Origin of the sequence: Paenibacillus sp. FSL K6-2862 (assembly GCF_038005125.1) — a bacterium.
In the GTDB taxonomy this organism is placed as follows: domain Bacteria; phylum Bacillota; class Bacilli; order Paenibacillales; family Paenibacillaceae; genus Paenibacillus; species Paenibacillus illinoisensis_A.
This window is the reverse complement of record NZ_JBBOSN010000001.1, coordinates 4,412,648-4,428,031: the sequence shown is the minus strand read 5'-3', so window position 1 is coordinate 4,428,031 and position 15,384 is coordinate 4,412,648. Positions and strand designations below refer to the sequence as shown.

Here is a 15,384-nt window from a genome sequence, read left to right as displayed (position 1 = left end):
GGGAAACGTAAGGGGAAAAACAGAGGGGCTTGGGTATGAATCACCGACGTATATCCCGAAGATATGAGCGTCTGTATTACGTGTTCTCCAAACGAATGGAAAGAAGACTTTTTCAGCTTATTGCCGTTTTATTCTTGTTGTTGGTGGTATATCAATTGCTGCTTCAGGTTCCATATTTCAAACAAAATGTGACCCGGATAGACCGAATGGAGGGGACACCAATTCATAAGGAGCTTTCAACGAAAAGGGAACATCAATGAATTGGCTGTTTTTGCATCCATGTGTATAGTGTGGTATAATTTTCACGATGCAGGCAATGCCTGTTTTTTTATTGAGGCTTATCGTTTGAGGAGGAATGCCCCGTTGGCAAGCCAGAACACATCAGAGAACGGGAAGATGAACGTTGCAATTGACGGACCTGCTGGTGCCGGGAAAAGTACCGTGGCCCGATTGGTTGCAGAGGCGCTCGGTTATATTTACGTCGATACTGGCGCAATGTACCGTGCGGTAACCCTACACATGATTCGGAAAGGGATTTCTCCGGATAATGTATCAGAGGTACTTCAAGAAGCCCACAAACTGGTCATTGATTTACAGCCGGACCCGGGCGGACAGAAAGTGTTCTGTAACGGGGAAGATGTAACCTCGGAAATCCGCTCCCGTGAAGTTACGGGGATCGTGTCCCGATATGCGCAAATCGAGGGGCTGCGTTCGCAATTAGTGGATACTCAGCGGCAAATGGCTTTGCGCAAGGGCGTCGTCATGGATGGACGCGATATCGGAACGACAGTATTGCCCGATGCGGAAGTGAAAATCTTCATGACTGCCAGTGTGGAAGAGCGCGCACTTCGCCGCTTCAAAGAACTGGACCCCTCTGAAGGACTGACGTTGAAGCAATTAGAGCGAGACATAGCCACTCGTGACAAATTGGATGAAGAGCGGGAAATATCCCCACTTCGCTGTGCTGAGGACGCAACTGTTCTTGATACAACCAAGATGAGTATTCATGAAGTGGTTGACAAAATCGTATCTTATTGCACAATGGTCAGAGGAGAGGTTGGTCTATGATTTACACATTTTGCAGCACAGTACTGCGGATCATTTACACCATTCTTTTCCGCCTGGAAGCAGTTGGACGGGAGAATATCCCCCAAGAGGGCGGCGTACTTTTATGTTCCAATCATATCAGTAACTTTGATCCTCCAACGGTAGGTATTAAACTTCGCCGGCAGGTACGCTTCATGGCCAAAAGTGAATTGTTTGATGTTCCGGTACTTGGGAAGATCATTAAGGCTGTGGGCGCGTTTCCCGTTAAGCGTGGAGGCGTTAGCAAGGAATCCATCAAAACTTCACTAAACATTTTGCGCAATGGTGAAGTGCTCGGCATTTTCCCTTCCGGGAGTCGGCACAACGATGGAGGCATCGGCAAAAAAGGTGCAGCGAGCTTTGCTCTTCGGAGTGGTGCTACCGTTATCCCTACTGCTATTATCGGCAACTACAAGCTATTTCGTAAGATGAAAGTGGTGTATGGAGCACCGGTGAATTTGGACGAGTTTAAGGAAGATCCTTCTGGTGATGCACTGGAAAGAGCAACTGAAAAGATTATGTCCAAAATTAATGAGATGGTGAAAACAGGTGTACCGAGCAAATAATTTGCTCTTCACCGAAAGTCTGAATGCATTATTTCCATATTTTTGAGGGAAACTAATCCGAGCCATTCAGCGTTGAAAGTGTTTTGAACTCTGCTACAGGCAGGTTTGAATATAATGGGGTTTTTGAATTGAGGAGGGTATTTGACATGTCGGAAGAAATGAAAAATCAAGAAGCAACCCAAGATGAGTTGGATCAATTCGTTTCCTTGAAAAAAGGAGATACTGTAAAAGGAACCATCGTCAAATTGGAAGATAACCAAGCCTATGTGAGCATTGGATATAAATATGACGGTGTAATTCCAATTCGCGAACTGTCCTCATTGCATGTTGACAGCGCGTCTGATGCAGTAGAAGTTGGACAAGAAGTTGAAGCTAAAGTTCTTAGCATCGACGACGAGAAAGAAAAACTCGTTCTGTCCAAACGTGCAATCGACAGCGAAAACGCTTGGGATCAATTGCAAAAGCACTTTGAAGACCAAGATGTATTCGAAGTTGTTGTAGCTGATGTGGTAAAAGGCGGTCTGGTAGCAGACGTGGGCGTACGCGGATTTATTCCGGCTTCCATGGTTGAGCGCCATTTCGTAGAAGACTTCAGCGACTACAAAGGACGCACACTGCGCGTTAAAGTGAAAGAGATCGATCGTGAGAACAACAAAGTGATCCTTTCCCAAAAAGACGTTCTGGAGCAAGAATTCGAAGCTAACAAAGCTGAGGTTATGGCTGGTCTGCAAGAAGGCCAAGTTATCGAAGGTACAGTACAACGTTTGACTCAATTCGGAGCATTCGTTGATGTAGGCGGAGTTGACGGTCTGGTTCACGTTTCTGAGCTCGCTTGGACGCATGTGGACAAACCATCCGATGTCCTTTCCGAAGGTGACAAAGTCAGCGTTAAAGTGCTGAAAGTTGACCCTGAAAAAGGCAAAATCAGCCTGAGCATGAAAGCTGTTCAACCAGGACCATGGGAAACAGCTGGCGAGAAATTCAACACTAGCGATATCGTAACAGGTGTTGTTAAACGTCTAGTTGATTTCGGTGCTTTCGTTGAAATCGCTCCTGGTGTTGAGGGACTTGTGCACATTTCACAAATTTCCCACAAACACATCGGCACTCCTCACGAAGTGTTGAAAGAAGGTCAGGAAGTTCAAGTTAAGATTCTCGACATGAACCCTGCTGAGCAACGTGTAAGCCTGAGCATCAAAGAAACAGAAGAAGCTCCTGCCCAAGCGCCAAAAGCTGAAAGACCTGCTAGAAACAACGCTCCGCGTGAAGAAATCAACAACCCGAACGTTTCCTTGAGCAATCAAGGTATGAGCATCACACTCGGCGAACGTTTCGGTGACAAACTCAGCAAATTCAAATAAGTTATTCATGCATGGTTCTAAGTTATACTGCATATTTTGCTGAACAATAAAAGCAAGATCGGCGAGCCCCAGCGGGTTCGCCGATTGTTGTTATTGTGAGCATTCTTGGCATGAAAGGTTAGCCAAGACATGTGTTTTTTGCTATGATGAGTAACGTAAGTATGGACAGGAGGAGTGGAATGTATGGCAAGACCCGTTGTGGCAATTGTCGGGCGACCGAACGTGGGTAAATCCACTATTTTTAATCGGATTATCGGCGACAGACTGGCCATTGTGGAAGACAAGCCGGGCATTACCCGTGACCGGATCTACGGAATCGGTGAATGGAACGGTAAACCATTCAGTATAATCGATACAGGTGGTATCGAAATCGACGGCGAGGATGTCATTCTTAAATCAATTCGGATGCAGGCAGAGCTCGCCATTGAAGAAGCGGATGTTATTGTATTCATGTGTGATGCAAAAGCAGGAATTACGCAATCTGACGAAGAAGTCGCAGAGATGTTGTACCGCTCAGGCAAGCCCATTGTTGTAGCCGTTAACAAAGTGGATAATATTGGGCGCAGTGAGCTCATTTACGAGTTTTACGGATTTGGATTTGGAGATCCGATCGGTGTATCCGGAAGTCATGGTACGGGTATTGGTGATTTGCTGGATGCGATTGTTGAAAAATTGCCTGAACTTGAAGAAGAAACATACGATGAAGACGTCATTCGTGTTGCTCTAATCGGACGTCCAAACGTTGGTAAATCTTCATTGGTGAATGCCATCTTGGGTGAGGAACGCGTAATCGTAAGCGATGTAGCCGGAACGACACGCGATGCCATTGATACCCCGTTCGAAAAGGATGGGCAGCGTTATGTGCTTATTGATACAGCAGGTATGCGTAAACGTGGTAAAGTGTATGAAACTACCGAGAAATACAGTGTTATGCGTGCCATGCGTGCCATTGAACGTGCTGATGTTGTTTTGGTCGTTATTAACGGCGAGGAAGGCATCATTGAACAGGACAAGCACATTGCAGGTTATGCATTTGAAGCCGGTAAAGCTTCCCTATTCGTTGTGAATAAATGGGACGTGGTGGATAAAACAGATAAAACGATGAATGAGTTTGAGAAAAAAATTCGGGATCACTTCCTGTTTATGACTTATGCTCCCGTAGTCTTTTTGTCAGCCAAAACAAAACAACGCTTACAAAAATTGCTACCTGTGGTAACTCGTGTAGCTCACCAGCATGCTATGCGTGTTCAGACGCATTTGCTTAATGATGTTGTATCTGATGCAGTGGCTATTAATCCACCGCCTACAGACAAAGGACGTAGAATGCGGATTAACTACGTGACACAGGTTGCTGTAAAACCGCCGACCATGGTTATTTTTGTAAACGATCCGGAATTGATGCACTTCTCTTATGAGCGTTACCTGGAGAATAAAATCCGCGGAGCGTTTGATTTTGAAGGTACGCCAATTCGCATATTTACTCGGAGGAAGTCCGACGAAGGTTAGGGGAGAAGTTTGTGATTTTACCAATCGCAGCGATTGTACTGAGCTATTTGCTCGGTTCAATCAGCTTTAGTGTCCTCCTTGCAAAGGCAATACGGGGGATCGACATTCGTCAGCATGGCAGCGGAAACGCAGGCGCTACCAATACATTGCGAATATTGGGTAAAGGACCGGCTATTCTTGTGCTGCTGTTGGATGTCCTTAAAGGTATTGCGGCTGTATGGATTGGAGTGTGGCTCAGTGACGGCTCCGAGTGGATTCCTGCAATTTGTGGTATAGCAGCGATTGCAGGACATAACTGGCCGCTCTACTTCCGATTCCGTGGGGGAAAAGGAATTGCAACAGCAATTGGCGTACTCGCCACTCTTGCATTTGTTCCTGCAGTTTCTGCCGGAATTTTTGCAATCCTGTCCATCGTTTTGACACGTTACGTTTCGCTGGGTTCTCTTATTTTTGTAGCATTAACACCAATCTTCATCCTAGTGTTCCCGGGATATTCCATGAATCTATTCTGGGGAAGTCTGATTATTTGTCTGTTTGCTTTTTGGAGACATCGCACCAACATTGCGAAGCTTGCCAGAGGACAGGAAAATAAATTAGGAGCCAATAAACCTGGGGGTGGAAAACGCGTTGTCTAAAAAAGTTGCCGTCCTGGTCGCAGGCAGTTGGGGGACCGCTCTCGCAAGTGTGCTGGCCGCCAATGGGCTGGAAGTGACGATGTGGACACGTGGTGAAGAGCAGGCCGCCGAAATTAACAACCAGCATCGGAACAGTCGTTTTCTACCTGGTGCAGAGTTATCACCTCGCATTCAGGCAACGACTAATATGGGAGATGCCGTTCAAGGGGCATCGGCCGTTTTGATTGTTGCACCTTCCTCAGCCATGCGTTCGGTAGTCAACCAACTCAAGTCGTATTATACGCCAGACATGTTAATAATCCATGCAACCAAGGGATTTGAAACGGAAAGCCTCAAACGGATGTCGACGGTGATCTCTGAGGAACTTGAATGCGAAGAAGGGCATATCGTTGTACTTTCGGGTCCGAGTCATGCGGAGGAAGTGGTCAAACGCTGTCCTACAACGGTGGTTGTGGCTTCACTGGATAAAGCCGCAGCAGATGCGGCTCAGGCATTATTCATGAATGCCTATTTCCGTGTGTATACGAATCGGGATATGCTTGGCGTGGAGCTCGCAGGTGCTTTTAAAAATATTATCGCACTTGGTGCAGGGATGTCAGATGGCCTGGACTTCGGAGATAATGCCAAAGCCGCTCTCTTGACTCGTGGATTGGCAGAGATCACCCGGATTGGCGTGGAGATGGGAGCAAACCCGCTTACGTTTTCGGGCCTCGCAGGAATCGGTGATTTGGTCGTTACCGCGACAAGTCAACATAGCCGGAACTGGCGGGCCGGTTCCATGCTAGGACAAGGACAAAAGCTGGAGGATGTGCTGAATTCCATGGGAATGGTCGTAGAAGGCATTCGTACGACAAAAGCAGCCTATTTTATCTCCCAGAAATACGGGGTGCAGATGCCGATTGCGGATCAACTATACCATGTTCTCTTTCAGGATCGTGAGCCGCGTGATGCGGTTGAGGCACTTATGGGCCGTGATCCCAAGACCGAAATGGAAGTTATGAAACTGGAAACATGGGAACAGTGGCACTCCTGATTCTCCATTGCTTTACTCACCAGAAATCAAGAAGCTCATTCACCTTTTCATCGGTACACTCATACTATACACATGAGTATTGCCGGAGGAGGGGAGACGAATGGGTAACAACATTTCTAAGGATGCACTAAAAGCGATCAATAAAAAAACGGGCAAAACAATTACAGAAGGTGCTGTCAAGAAATTGGCGAGCACAGTAAAACCGTCCACCATGCAAAATGAAGCTCAGTTGCGCCAATTGATTAAACAAGTATCCGCCATGGCGAAAGTTCCGGTATCTGAAGATACGGTTCAGGATATTGTAAGTGCGGTCAAAAAAAGTGGACTGAATCCAAACAGCATGGAATCATTAATGAAAATGATGATGAAAAAATAATAGATCGTTTTTGCTTCTACAACGTGGGCAAGCAAGACAAAAAGATGAGTCAGCTAAGGCTGGCTTTCTTTTTGTCTTTTTTTTGGAAAAGTCCTCTGAATTTCGTGTTATAATAATTTCAATTGTCACCGTGTCAGTGATGAATAACGGATTGAAGGGGAGACTGCTGGATTATGAGCGCAATGGACAAGATGTGGCTGTCATTGGTTGCAATTCTGATTATGGGATTGTCTGTATTCCTGATAACTTTCGCGAGAGCCAAGACCAAAGGCTTTGTGCGAGGGATTCTGTCATTAATCGCGTTTCTGATTATGCTGATCGGTTTTTTCGGCGGAATTGCTTCGCTCACTTGATCTTATTCTTGCGTGCAGCTTAACATCCGCATAACTACACCATAGAACTGACACAATGAAAACGGATGAAGGGAAGGTGAGCCGGTTGGGACCACAGGGAACAGAGGGCCTTACAGAACACTATCCGGAATTGCACGCTGCGTTGCTGGAAACGGCAAAAGCCTGGAATACAGTACCTTATGCTTGGCTTCTTGGGGGGAGCTGTGGACTGCTGCTGCAGCAGGTCGAGTTGCAGCAGGCTCCCAGAGATATTGACGTGTACGCCGATCTGGCTGCAGCACATGGGCTGCATCATGCTGCCCCAGGAATTGCCCTGGATGAACCAGTGATAGATCGAACAGGACCATACGCTTCATTGCTGAGTCATTATCAAGTCGGAGAGTGTGCACTTGAACTCGTAGGTGGGTTTGAAGTATGGTCCAGGCAGAGCTGGTACCGGATTGAGATTGAACAACTGCTGATTCATCATGCGCCTCAGGCTCAAATTGGTTCTTACACGTTAAGATTGATGCCCCTTGCTCATGAGCTGCTTTTTAATCTGCTGAGAGGTCGAGCTGACCGTTATGAGGCTATTGCTGAAGCAATCCGTAAGGATCCACAGCTTCATCAACCCTTACTGGCTTCATTGGGTAAGCATAATGTGTGGACAAGCCGCTTCTCCGCTGAGGTAGAAGAGTTGGTTGGTTTTACATGGACTTCATAGGTGGGGAGGCAAGAGGATGGAGCACACGATTACATTTTTACCGCAAAATAAAAGCATCCGCCTAAAAGCGGGAGTGAACCTGCTCAGTGCCGCACGCCGTGCAGGAGTGAAGATTCCAACCCGTTGCGATGGAAAAGCCGCTTGTCTAATGTGCAAGGTCAAAGTAGATGGTGATCAGATGCAGGCTCTGCACCCTCCTACAGATGCTGAACAAAGGAAACTGGGTTCCCTGCTGGAAGCAGGAACTCGTCTTGCTTGTCAGGCCAAGGTGAGGGGATCCGTGTCTGTTCATGTTCCAGAGGATCCGCTCAAAGCCGCAATACGTAAGCAGTTGGAACGCCAGCAGCAGGAGAATGACGACTGGTTCTGAAATTAGCCTGAATGGAGCTCAATTGGAATGGGTTTTCCCGTTGGACTCTTCAGATTGAAGGAGGATGCGGATGAACGAAAACAAAAATAGACTCTTCATTAGTTCGGGGCGGAGGTACGGGATTCAGGGAGTCCGCTGCCTTCTCTTCATTTTAATGGTTGCTACAGTAAGTGGCTGCATGTATCCCTCCCAGGGGAACGATGACCCCAAAATAGCATACAGGGAGAGTGTGAACCGGATACAGAGTGCTGTAGAGGCATTTCAGAAGGATCAGGGGATTCTGCCCATGATTAATGCGGATATGGATACACCAAAATATGAAAAATTCAGAGTGGATCTTCCGAAGCTGAAACAGCAAGGTTATCTGGACGAGATTCCGGGTACTGCTTTTGAAAGTGGTGGGAGCGCTTACTTTCTTATTCAAAATGAAGAGACTGCACCCACTGTAAAAGTAATGGACTTGCTGACGGTACAGAAGGTCAATGATGTACAGCGCATGGTTAACCAGTATAAATCAGTACATAACGGCAAACTGCCCGCCGGGGAAGAATTGTACACCGGTCTGTATGCTGTAGATATGAAACAAGCGGCTCAGGCAGGTACTCCAGAGGTTACACTGAACAGTGTATATTCTGGTCAGGAGTTACCATTTATCATGGACAGTGAAGGTAATGTGTACGTGGACTATGCCTTCGATATCATGCAAGCGGTGGAAAAATCGGATCGTTCTCCTGTGGAGGGGGATGATGTGCGCGAGTATTTGCTGGAGCACTCCTATTTCGTTCCTGTAAAATCGGTTAGTTATACGTGGCAGAATAATGCCCCAGTTGCACAAGACGAACCATAGATGAAATGCACCCAAAAAAGAGATACTCCTCATCAAGGAGTATCTCTTTTTGTTGATGCAATTAAGTTCTCAGGAGCTTCAAAGAACCGGAGTAGGTAATACGTCAGACCTCAACGCTGTAGTTCAACTCAAGTTCATCGCCGGGCAATCCACGGATGCCCCAGTGTGCACGTGGTGTCTCGAAAATGGTGATCTCCAAATCATGGACAGGCAACAGGAGTTTTTCATGTATTTGTTTATATAATTGCTGAATTAAATCTTTCTTTGTTTCCATAGATCGTCCTTCGAACATGCTGATTTCAACAATGGTGTATGCTGCTGATCGGTCTGGCGGATACTGGAAGTCTTCCACATCCATGGGGAAGTAACGTTGGAATTTTTGTTCTCTGGCAGTCCCAGCACATCCATCAGAACGGAATGAATCACGCTAGCAAGCTGTTCTTTCATTGGATTTAATTGCTCACGTACACCGAAAACTTTAATTTGTGCCATGCTCATCTCACCTTTCTCATCTCGTTTTCAATCTAACTCAGCTCGGCTCTAAAACCATGTTTCCTTCACAGTATACCTCTAACTCCAAGTGTCCGGTACCCCAAATAGAAATGAATGAAACCAGCATAAATGCGACCCGGTGTTCATAAAGTAGATTGAAATAATGACGCGCAGTCCGAGAGCAGGGCAACTTACCGGAGTTGATAACCTGAGAAAAAAACAAAAAAAACGCGTCATATTGCTGCATACGGATACATAAGATGATACTAGTCCAATTGCATGTACGAGTTAACGCCGCTTTCGCCGGTTTCATCAGAATGCAACGTTCGGCGGCGGACGACTTCCGGGCACTCACAAAGGCGGCTCTACCGTTGCAGGGATTTCAGTCTTCTGATTGAAAAAACGAAGCGGATGCTCTTTAGCATTTTTCCTTCGGAGTAATTTAAGGAGGGGATTTCATTGGAGAAAGTGGACATTTTTAAGGACATAGCTGAGCGGACCGGAGGGGATATCTATCTCGGGGTTGTCGGCGCAGTCCGGACGGGGAAATCAACATTTATTAAACGATTCATGGAAACGATCGTTCTGCCGAACATCACAAGCGAGGCTGATCGTGCCCGTGCAGTGGATGAACTTCCACAGAGTGCAGCAGGCAAAACGATTATGACCACCGAGCCAAAATTCGTACCGAATAACGCAGTCCAGATCAAAGTGGCTGAAGGGCTCGATGTTAATGTACGTTTGGTGGATTGTGTAGGGTACGCTGTGGAGGGTGCGAAGGGCTATGAGGATGAAAATGGTCCACGTATGATCTCCACGCCGTGGTTCGAAGAGCCGATCCCGTTCCAGGAAGCAGCGGAGATTGGCACGCGCAAAGTCATTCAGGAGCATTCCACATTGGGTGTGGTGGTTACCACAGACGGCACCATTGCCGAGATCGCCCGTAGTTCTTACGTGGAATCTGAAGAACGAGTCATTGCCGAACTGAAAGAGGTTGGAAAACCATTCGTACTGATCATCAACTCTACCCGTCCTCGCAGTGAAGAGGCTCTTCAATTGCGAAGCGAATTGGCAGCTAAATATGATATTCCGGTAATGACATTAAGCGCGGCCACGATGACGGAAGATGATGTAACAGGCGTGCTGCGTGAAGTCCTGTATGAGTTCCCTGTTCATGAGGTGAATGTGAATCTGCCGAGTTGGGTTATGGTCCTCAATGAAACCCACTGGCTGCGTAACAACTACGAAAATTCCGTGCGCGACACGGTTAAGGACATTCGTAGACTGCGTGACGTGGACCGGGTTGTGTCCCAGTTCATGGAGTATGAGTTCATTGACCGCGCAGGACTCAGCGGCATGAACATGGGCCAAGGTGTGGCCGAAATTGATCTATACGCACCTGATGAATTATACGATCAGATCCTCGTGGAAGTGGTCGGCATTGAAATCAGAGGCAAGGATCATCTGCTGCAGCTGATGCAGGAATTCTCTCATGCCAAGCGGGAATATGACCGCTTCGCTGAAGCCTTGGAGATGGTCAAAACGACCGGATACGGCATTGCGGCACCTTCGCTTGCTGAGATGGCACTGGATGAACCCGAGCTTATTCGCCAAGGTACCAAATTCGGTGTGCGTTTGAAAGCAACTGCACCTTCCATTCACATGATCCGGGTCGATGTCGAGTCCGAGTTCGCACCGATTATCGGTACGGAGAAGCAAAGTGAGGAACTGGTGAGGTACCTGATGCAGGACTTCGAGAACGACCCAATCAAGGTGTGGGATTCAGACATGTTTGGTCGTTCACTGCATTCCATCGTGCGCGAAGGGATTCAGGGCAAGATCGCCATGATGCCGGACAATGCAAGGTACAAATTGCAGGAGACATTGGGACGTATAATCAACGAAGGTTCAGGCGGCTTGATTGCCATCATTCTGTAAGACAAAAGACCACAAGGCCATCCTTGTGGTCTTTTTGCTGTATGATTTAATTTCATATAAATGGTACTACTGGATGTGTGCTACATGTTTCTCGAAAAACTTAGCGAGTTTTAGCTTTAAATTGTTAAAACCCATTTACATACTAGGGATTAGCCGTTATATTAATATTCAACTATTGTGATCAAGGTCACTGAGAGTGCACGAATAGGGGGAGACAGAGATGAAAAAGAAAGATACGAAATGGGTATGGTTAAGTGTTCTGCTTGTATTTACATTGGCACTGTCCGCTTGCGGGATCAAAAAAGAACCGGCAGCAACTCCAGCTTCCGGAGCATCAGAGGACAAGCCCAAGACGGAGGCAGTGACAGGCCCGCTTAGTGGTAAACGGATTGCCCTAATCATGGAATTTAACACGGGCACATTCTCACAGCAGTATGTACAAGGCGTAAAAGAGGAAATTGAAAAATTCGGCGGTGAGCTAACTACATTTGTTGCTGATAATGATAAAGCCAAAATGGTTTCTTTGCTGGATAGCGCAATTAACCAGAAGTTCGATGCAATCTTGACGGATCACGGGGACTCGCTTCTGGAACCGGGTGTGAAAAAAGCAGTAGAGCAAAACATTCCAGTAGTAGTCTTCGACGCAGCAATTCAAGTACCAGGGGCAACTGTACTGTCTCAGGATGACCAGAAGATGGCGGAACTTACACTGGAACAAATGAAAAAGGATATTAACGGCCAGGGGAATATCGTGAAAGTATGGGTGGCCGGATTCGCTCCTATGGAACGTCGCCAGATTGCCTACGGCGAATTCATGAAAGAGAATACGGACATCAAGGAGATTGCCACATTTGGCTCCGCGCAAAACCCGGCTCTGGATACACAAGCCAAGATGGAAGCGATTCTGAAACAATATCCGAAAGGCGAAATCACAGCCGTGTGGGCTGCGTGGGATGAGTTTGCCAAAGGCGCTGCACGTGCAATCCAGCAAGCGGGTCGTGACGAAATTAAAGTTTACGGTATCGATATGAGTGATGAAGATCTGCAAATGATTCAGGATCCGAAAAATCCTTGGGTTGCTTCCGCAGCGGTAGACCCGACAGACATTGGACGTGTTCAGGTACGTTATGCTTATCAGAAACTGAACGGTGATGAGACTGAAGATCAGGTGGTCCTTAATCCGGTTTATGTTCAACGCGAAGCACTGCCTGAGACCCAAATCTCTACTTCCGAATTGTCCCAATATGTTGAGGGTTGGGGAGGTAGTACACAGGGCATCAAGGATTGGATGGCGGATTACGGAATCACTGCTAAATAAAGCAGCGTTAGAAGGCGCGCCGCAAGGTGCGCTTTTTTCGCAGGCAGATATGCAAAACAACAGATTGTAAGGATAGCATGACTCCCTGGAGGAGGGAATGGAGGTCTACATCATGACAACTGCACCGATATTGCTTCAAATGGAACATATTCATAAGCAGTTTGCTGGCGTTCCTGCGCTGAAAGACGTTGATTTTTCTGTAAAAGGTGGAGAGATTCATGCACTGCTTGGCGCCAATGGAGCAGGAAAAAGTACCTTGATGAAAATTCTGTCTGGTGCCTACCAACTGGATCAGGGAGAGATTCTTTTAAATGATCAGCATTTACGTCTAAATTCGCCGGGGGACGCTAAGGCAAACGGGATTCACTGTGTTTATCAGGAGGTCGATGCTGCACTGGTACCGCAGCTGACGGCTGCTGAGAACATTATGCTGGACCAGCTGGCATCTCCAGATGGTGGATGGTGGAAAAGCCCGAGTAAGCTCCAGCAGCGCGCTCTTGAGGCACTCAAAGAATTGGGAGCAGACATTTCAGTTCAGAAAAAGGTAGCAGATCTCACACTTGCAGAGAAACAGATGATTCTGCTGGCGCGCATCCTGATTCAGGATGCCAAGGTGATTATATTTGATGAACCGACTGCTCCGCTGAGCCAGGAAGAAACCGATGCCTTTTTCCGGATTGTTCATTTGTTAAAAGAACGGGGAGTAGCTTGCATTTTTATAACCCATCGGCTTGCAGAAGTGACTGGACATTGTGATCGAGTGACCGTCATGAGAGACGGGCAGCATGTATTTACGGGTGAGGCGCGTGGACTAACGGTCAATGATCTGGTCACACAAATGCTGGGCAAGCCATTCGAAGAGGAATTTCCGAAGACGGAAGCACCTATTGGCGAGATAATCTTTGAAGCACGTGGACTGCACCGGGGGATCAAGGTCAAGGGGGTTGATTTGTCTGTACGCCGTGGTGAGGTCCTGGCTGTTGTCGGTCTGGTCGGTGCGGGCAAAACGGAATGCTCCCGTCTTCTGATTGGAGCTGACCAGCTGGAGAAAGGGGATATTCATTTAAACGATAAACCGCTTCGCTTCTCTCAGCCTGCGGATGCTGCAGCTTCAGGCATTGTTTCCGTACCTGAGGAACGTCGCAAGCAGGGGATTCTCATTCAGGAAAATGTGGAACGAAATCTGAGCCTGCCCTTGCTCGGACGTCTTAGTACATTCGGATTCGTGAGTCGCAAGAAGGAGCGGGAGAACGCGGAATCACTGGTTCAACAGCTCGGCATTAAAACACCTTCGGTACGTCAGGAAGTGAAGTATCTGAGCGGAGGTAACCAGCAGAAAGTAGCTATTGGCAAATGGCTGAATGCGGACGCTGGTGTCTTTATATTTGATGAACCTACCAAGGGCGTGGATATTGGAGCCAAAAGTGACATCTTCCGTATCATTAACGAGCTGGCTTTGGCAGGCAAGGCGGTCATCTATTTCACATGTGAGCTGGACGAGGGGCTCGGTATAGGTGACCGCATTGCAGTGATGTGTGAAGGGAAAATCGTAAAAGAATTCAAGCGTGGCGAGACCAACCAAGAACAGCTGCTATACTACGCAAGCGGTGGACAAGAGGTGCAGGTATGAAGGACAAATCTATGGATTTTGCGTTCCGTTACGGGGCGATTATTGTTATTATCGGAGTTATTGCTTTTTTTGGCATAAAGTTGCCTTACTTTTTTACCTACAGTAATCTGACTGACATTCTGGGATCGATATCAATTGTGACTTTTGTCGCCATCGGTGTTACGTTATCTCTCATTGTGGACGGTTTCGATCTCTCGGTGGGGGCTACCGTCTCATTGACGACCGTTGTAACCGCATCATTAATGATTTGGTATCAGCAGCCGCTCGCGGTTGTCATTATTGTTCCGCTGGTGATTGGTGCTGTCATTGGTCTCCTGAATGCTTTGTTGATTGTAAAACTGCGTATTCCTGATCTGCTCGCCACGCTGGCGACCATGTACATCATTGGAGGTATTCACAAAACGTACGCGCAAGGGTATACCATTTATAATCATATGCAATTTCCTGATGGCAGCAAGGCAGCCGGAGAGATGGATCCAACGTTCTTGCTGATTGGTCAGGGGAAATGGCTCGGCATGCCTATATCGGTTATCCTCCTTCTCGTTGCAGTCATTGGTGTTCATATCTTTTTGACGTATACGAAATACGGACGCCAGATGTACGTTACTGGAGGCAATGAAGAGGCTGCGCGCTTGTCCGGAATCAAGGTGAAAAAGGTACGGACGCTTGCTTATGTGGCTGCTGGCGTGTTTGCTGCAATAGGGGGCATTATCTACGCTTCCAAAGTGGGATCAGGACAGATTGATGCTGGATCTCCGTTGTTAATGGAATCCGTAGCTGCTGTGTTTGTAGGGTTCTCGGTCTTCGGTGCGGGTAAACCAAATGTTATCGGAACCTTCATTGGTTCGGTCCTGATTGGGGTACTGGTGAACGGTTTAACCATGATGAATGTTCAGTATTTTACTCATGACATTGTAAAAGGTGGCGTCCTCGTGCTTGCCCTGGCGGTGACATTTTACGTGCTAAACCGCAACCGCACTTGAAATTGTGTGCTGTCTGTATTAGTATAAAATTTGTTCCGCGTCTGAAACGCGCTTGGTTTCAGGTTGCATTCTGCCGGAAATGACTGTTGACCGCAGGCGGAGAATTGTGTTCATCACGCTCAAGATGTACGTAGATTTTTTGCGTATGAACGTATATTTCGCTTTAAAACGGAAACACAGTATAACA

The 15,384-nt window shown here is 47.1% G+C and carries 18 protein-coding genes; 16 read left to right on the top strand and 2 right to left on the bottom strand.

Annotation, left to right across the window (positions count from 1 at the left end; genetic code table 11):
• Window positions 1–35: 35 nt before the first annotated feature.
• The 12 genes from MHB82_RS19915 to MHB82_RS19860 all read left to right on the top strand — a co-directional run bounded on the left by MHB82_RS19915 (window position 36) and on the right by MHB82_RS19860 (window position 8,836).
• Window positions 36–260 carry a hypothetical protein gene (locus MHB82_RS19915; protein WP_341175673.1) on the top strand — a complete coding sequence of 75 codons (225 nt, stop codon included), beginning with the start codon at window positions 36–38 and terminating at the stop codon, window positions 258–260.
• Between the two features lie 103 nt (window positions 261–363).
• Window positions 364–1,068, top strand: coding sequence for a (d)CMP kinase (gene cmk / locus MHB82_RS19910; RefSeq protein ID WP_095361940.1), 705 nt, complete (start codon window positions 364–366; stop codon window positions 1,066–1,068).
• The gene (locus tag MHB82_RS19905) at window positions 1,065–1,652 is read left to right on the top strand and encodes a lysophospholipid acyltransferase family protein (protein WP_095292905.1); all 588 of its coding nucleotides are present in this window, start codon (window positions 1,065–1,067) and stop codon (window positions 1,650–1,652) included. The genes cmk and MHB82_RS19905 overlap by 4 nt, the downstream gene beginning before the upstream one ends.
• Before the next feature lie 146 nt (window positions 1,653–1,798).
• Window positions 1,799–3,013: a 30S ribosomal protein S1 gene (gene rpsA / locus MHB82_RS19900; protein WP_095292903.1), complete on the top strand. Its 1,215-nt coding sequence runs from the start codon at window positions 1,799–1,801 to the stop codon at window positions 3,011–3,013.
• 183 nt (window positions 3,014–3,196) lie between these two features.
• Window positions 3,197–4,519 (top strand): ribosome biogenesis GTPase Der, encoded by a 1,323-nt coding sequence (der, locus tag MHB82_RS19895; RefSeq protein WP_095361939.1) that lies wholly within the window; start codon window positions 3,197–3,199, stop codon window positions 4,517–4,519.
• A gap of 11 nt (window positions 4,520–4,530) precedes the next feature.
• Entirely contained in the window at window positions 4,531–5,154 is a 624-nt protein-coding gene (gene plsY, locus MHB82_RS19890) for a glycerol-3-phosphate 1-O-acyltransferase PlsY (protein WP_095292899.1), read from the top strand.
• A complete protein-coding gene (locus tag MHB82_RS19885; RefSeq protein ID WP_095361938.1) occupies window positions 5,147–6,187 on the top strand; it encodes an NAD(P)H-dependent glycerol-3-phosphate dehydrogenase in 1,041 nt (346 codons plus the stop codon). The genes plsY and MHB82_RS19885 overlap by 8 nt, the downstream gene beginning before the upstream one ends.
• Before the next feature lie 100 nt (window positions 6,188–6,287).
• Window positions 6,288–6,563 (top strand): stage VI sporulation protein F, encoded by a 276-nt coding sequence (locus tag MHB82_RS19880; RefSeq protein ID WP_056696692.1) that lies wholly within the window; start codon window positions 6,288–6,290, stop codon window positions 6,561–6,563.
• 173 nt (window positions 6,564–6,736) lie between these two features.
• The gene (locus MHB82_RS19875; protein ID WP_095292896.1) at window positions 6,737–6,916 is read left to right on the top strand and encodes a DUF2768 family protein; all 180 of its coding nucleotides are present in this window, start codon (window positions 6,737–6,739) and stop codon (window positions 6,914–6,916) included.
• 55 nt (window positions 6,917–6,971) lie between these two features.
• Window positions 6,972–7,619: a hypothetical protein gene (locus MHB82_RS19870; RefSeq protein ID WP_341175672.1), complete on the top strand. Its 648-nt coding sequence runs from the start codon at window positions 6,972–6,974 to the stop codon at window positions 7,617–7,619.
• Between the two features lie 16 nt (window positions 7,620–7,635).
• The gene (locus MHB82_RS19865) at window positions 7,636–7,989 is read left to right on the top strand and encodes a 2Fe-2S iron-sulfur cluster-binding protein (RefSeq protein ID WP_095361936.1); all 354 of its coding nucleotides are present in this window, start codon (window positions 7,636–7,638) and stop codon (window positions 7,987–7,989) included.
• Between the two features lie 70 nt (window positions 7,990–8,059).
• Window positions 8,060–8,836 (top strand): hypothetical protein, encoded by a 777-nt coding sequence (locus MHB82_RS19860; RefSeq protein WP_341175671.1) that lies wholly within the window; start codon window positions 8,060–8,062, stop codon window positions 8,834–8,836.
• A gap of 103 nt (window positions 8,837–8,939) precedes the next feature.
• On the opposite strand, the gene MHB82_RS19855 is transcribed toward MHB82_RS19860, so the two are convergent.
• Complete coding sequence (locus MHB82_RS19855) at window positions 8,940–9,194, bottom strand: tautomerase family protein (protein WP_341175670.1); 255 nt, start codon at window positions 9,192–9,194, stop codon at window positions 8,940–8,942.
• The gene (locus MHB82_RS19850; RefSeq protein WP_341176724.1) at window positions 9,089–9,328 is read right to left on the bottom strand and encodes a hypothetical protein; all 240 of its coding nucleotides are present in this window, start codon (window positions 9,326–9,328) and stop codon (window positions 9,089–9,091) included. The genes MHB82_RS19855 and MHB82_RS19850 overlap by 106 nt, the downstream gene beginning before the upstream one ends.
• 459 nt (window positions 9,329–9,787) lie before the next feature.
• Here MHB82_RS19850 and spoIVA point away from each other — a divergent pair, with 459 nt between their 5' ends.
• From spoIVA to MHB82_RS19830, 4 genes are all read left to right on the top strand, one after another.
• Window positions 9,788–11,266, top strand: coding sequence for a stage IV sporulation protein A (gene spoIVA / locus MHB82_RS19845; protein ID WP_095292886.1), 1,479 nt, complete (start codon window positions 9,788–9,790; stop codon window positions 11,264–11,266).
• Between the two features lie 220 nt (window positions 11,267–11,486).
• Window positions 11,487–12,584, top strand: a complete 1,098-nt coding sequence (locus MHB82_RS19840) for a sugar ABC transporter substrate-binding protein (protein ID WP_095361935.1) — start codon at window positions 11,487–11,489, stop codon at window positions 12,582–12,584.
• A gap of 112 nt (window positions 12,585–12,696) precedes the next feature.
• On the top strand, window positions 12,697–14,214 hold the full coding sequence (locus MHB82_RS19835) for a sugar ABC transporter ATP-binding protein (RefSeq protein WP_341175669.1): 1,518 nt from the start codon (window positions 12,697–12,699) through the stop codon (window positions 14,212–14,214).
• Window positions 14,211–15,197, top strand: coding sequence for an ABC transporter permease (locus MHB82_RS19830; protein WP_095292881.1), 987 nt, complete (start codon window positions 14,211–14,213; stop codon window positions 15,195–15,197). The genes MHB82_RS19835 and MHB82_RS19830 overlap by 4 nt, the downstream gene beginning before the upstream one ends.
• Window positions 15,198–15,384: the final 187 nt, after the last annotated feature.

What these genes read in the sequence shown, in the direction of transcription:
- MHB82_RS19915 (WP_341175673.1), top strand. Translation starts at nt 36, where the DNA reads ATGAATCACCGACGTATATCCCGAAGATATGAGCGTCTGTATTACGTG.
- MHB82_RS19905 (WP_095292905.1), top strand. Translation starts at nt 1,065, where the DNA reads ATGATTTACACATTTTGCAGCACAGTACTGCGGATCATTTACACCATT.
- rpsA (WP_095292903.1), top strand. Translation starts at nt 1,799, where the DNA reads ATGTCGGAAGAAATGAAAAATCAAGAAGCAACCCAAGATGAGTTGGAT.
- der (WP_095361939.1), top strand. Translation starts at nt 3,197, where the DNA reads ATGGCAAGACCCGTTGTGGCAATTGTCGGGCGACCGAACGTGGGTAAA.
- MHB82_RS19880 (WP_056696692.1), top strand. Translation starts at nt 6,288, where the DNA reads ATGGGTAACAACATTTCTAAGGATGCACTAAAAGCGATCAATAAAAAA.
- MHB82_RS19875 (WP_095292896.1), top strand. Translation starts at nt 6,737, where the DNA reads ATGAGCGCAATGGACAAGATGTGGCTGTCATTGGTTGCAATTCTGATT.
- MHB82_RS19870 (WP_341175672.1), top strand. Translation starts at nt 6,972, where the DNA reads ATGAAAACGGATGAAGGGAAGGTGAGCCGGTTGGGACCACAGGGAACA.
- MHB82_RS19865 (WP_095361936.1), top strand. Translation starts at nt 7,636, where the DNA reads ATGGAGCACACGATTACATTTTTACCGCAAAATAAAAGCATCCGCCTA.
- MHB82_RS19860 (WP_341175671.1), top strand. Translation starts at nt 8,060, where the DNA reads ATGAACGAAAACAAAAATAGACTCTTCATTAGTTCGGGGCGGAGGTAC.
- MHB82_RS19855 (WP_341175670.1), bottom strand. Translation starts at nt 9,194, where the DNA reads ATGGATGTGGAAGACTTCCAGTATCCGCCAGACCGATCAGCAGCATAC.
- MHB82_RS19850 (WP_341176724.1), bottom strand. Translation starts at nt 9,328, where the DNA reads ATGGCACAAATTAAAGTTTTCGGTGTACGTGAGCAATTAAATCCAATG.
- MHB82_RS19840 (WP_095361935.1), top strand. Translation starts at nt 11,487, where the DNA reads ATGAAAAAGAAAGATACGAAATGGGTATGGTTAAGTGTTCTGCTTGTA.
- MHB82_RS19835 (WP_341175669.1), top strand. Translation starts at nt 12,697, where the DNA reads ATGACAACTGCACCGATATTGCTTCAAATGGAACATATTCATAAGCAG.
- MHB82_RS19830 (WP_095292881.1), top strand. Translation starts at nt 14,211, where the DNA reads ATGAAGGACAAATCTATGGATTTTGCGTTCCGTTACGGGGCGATTATT.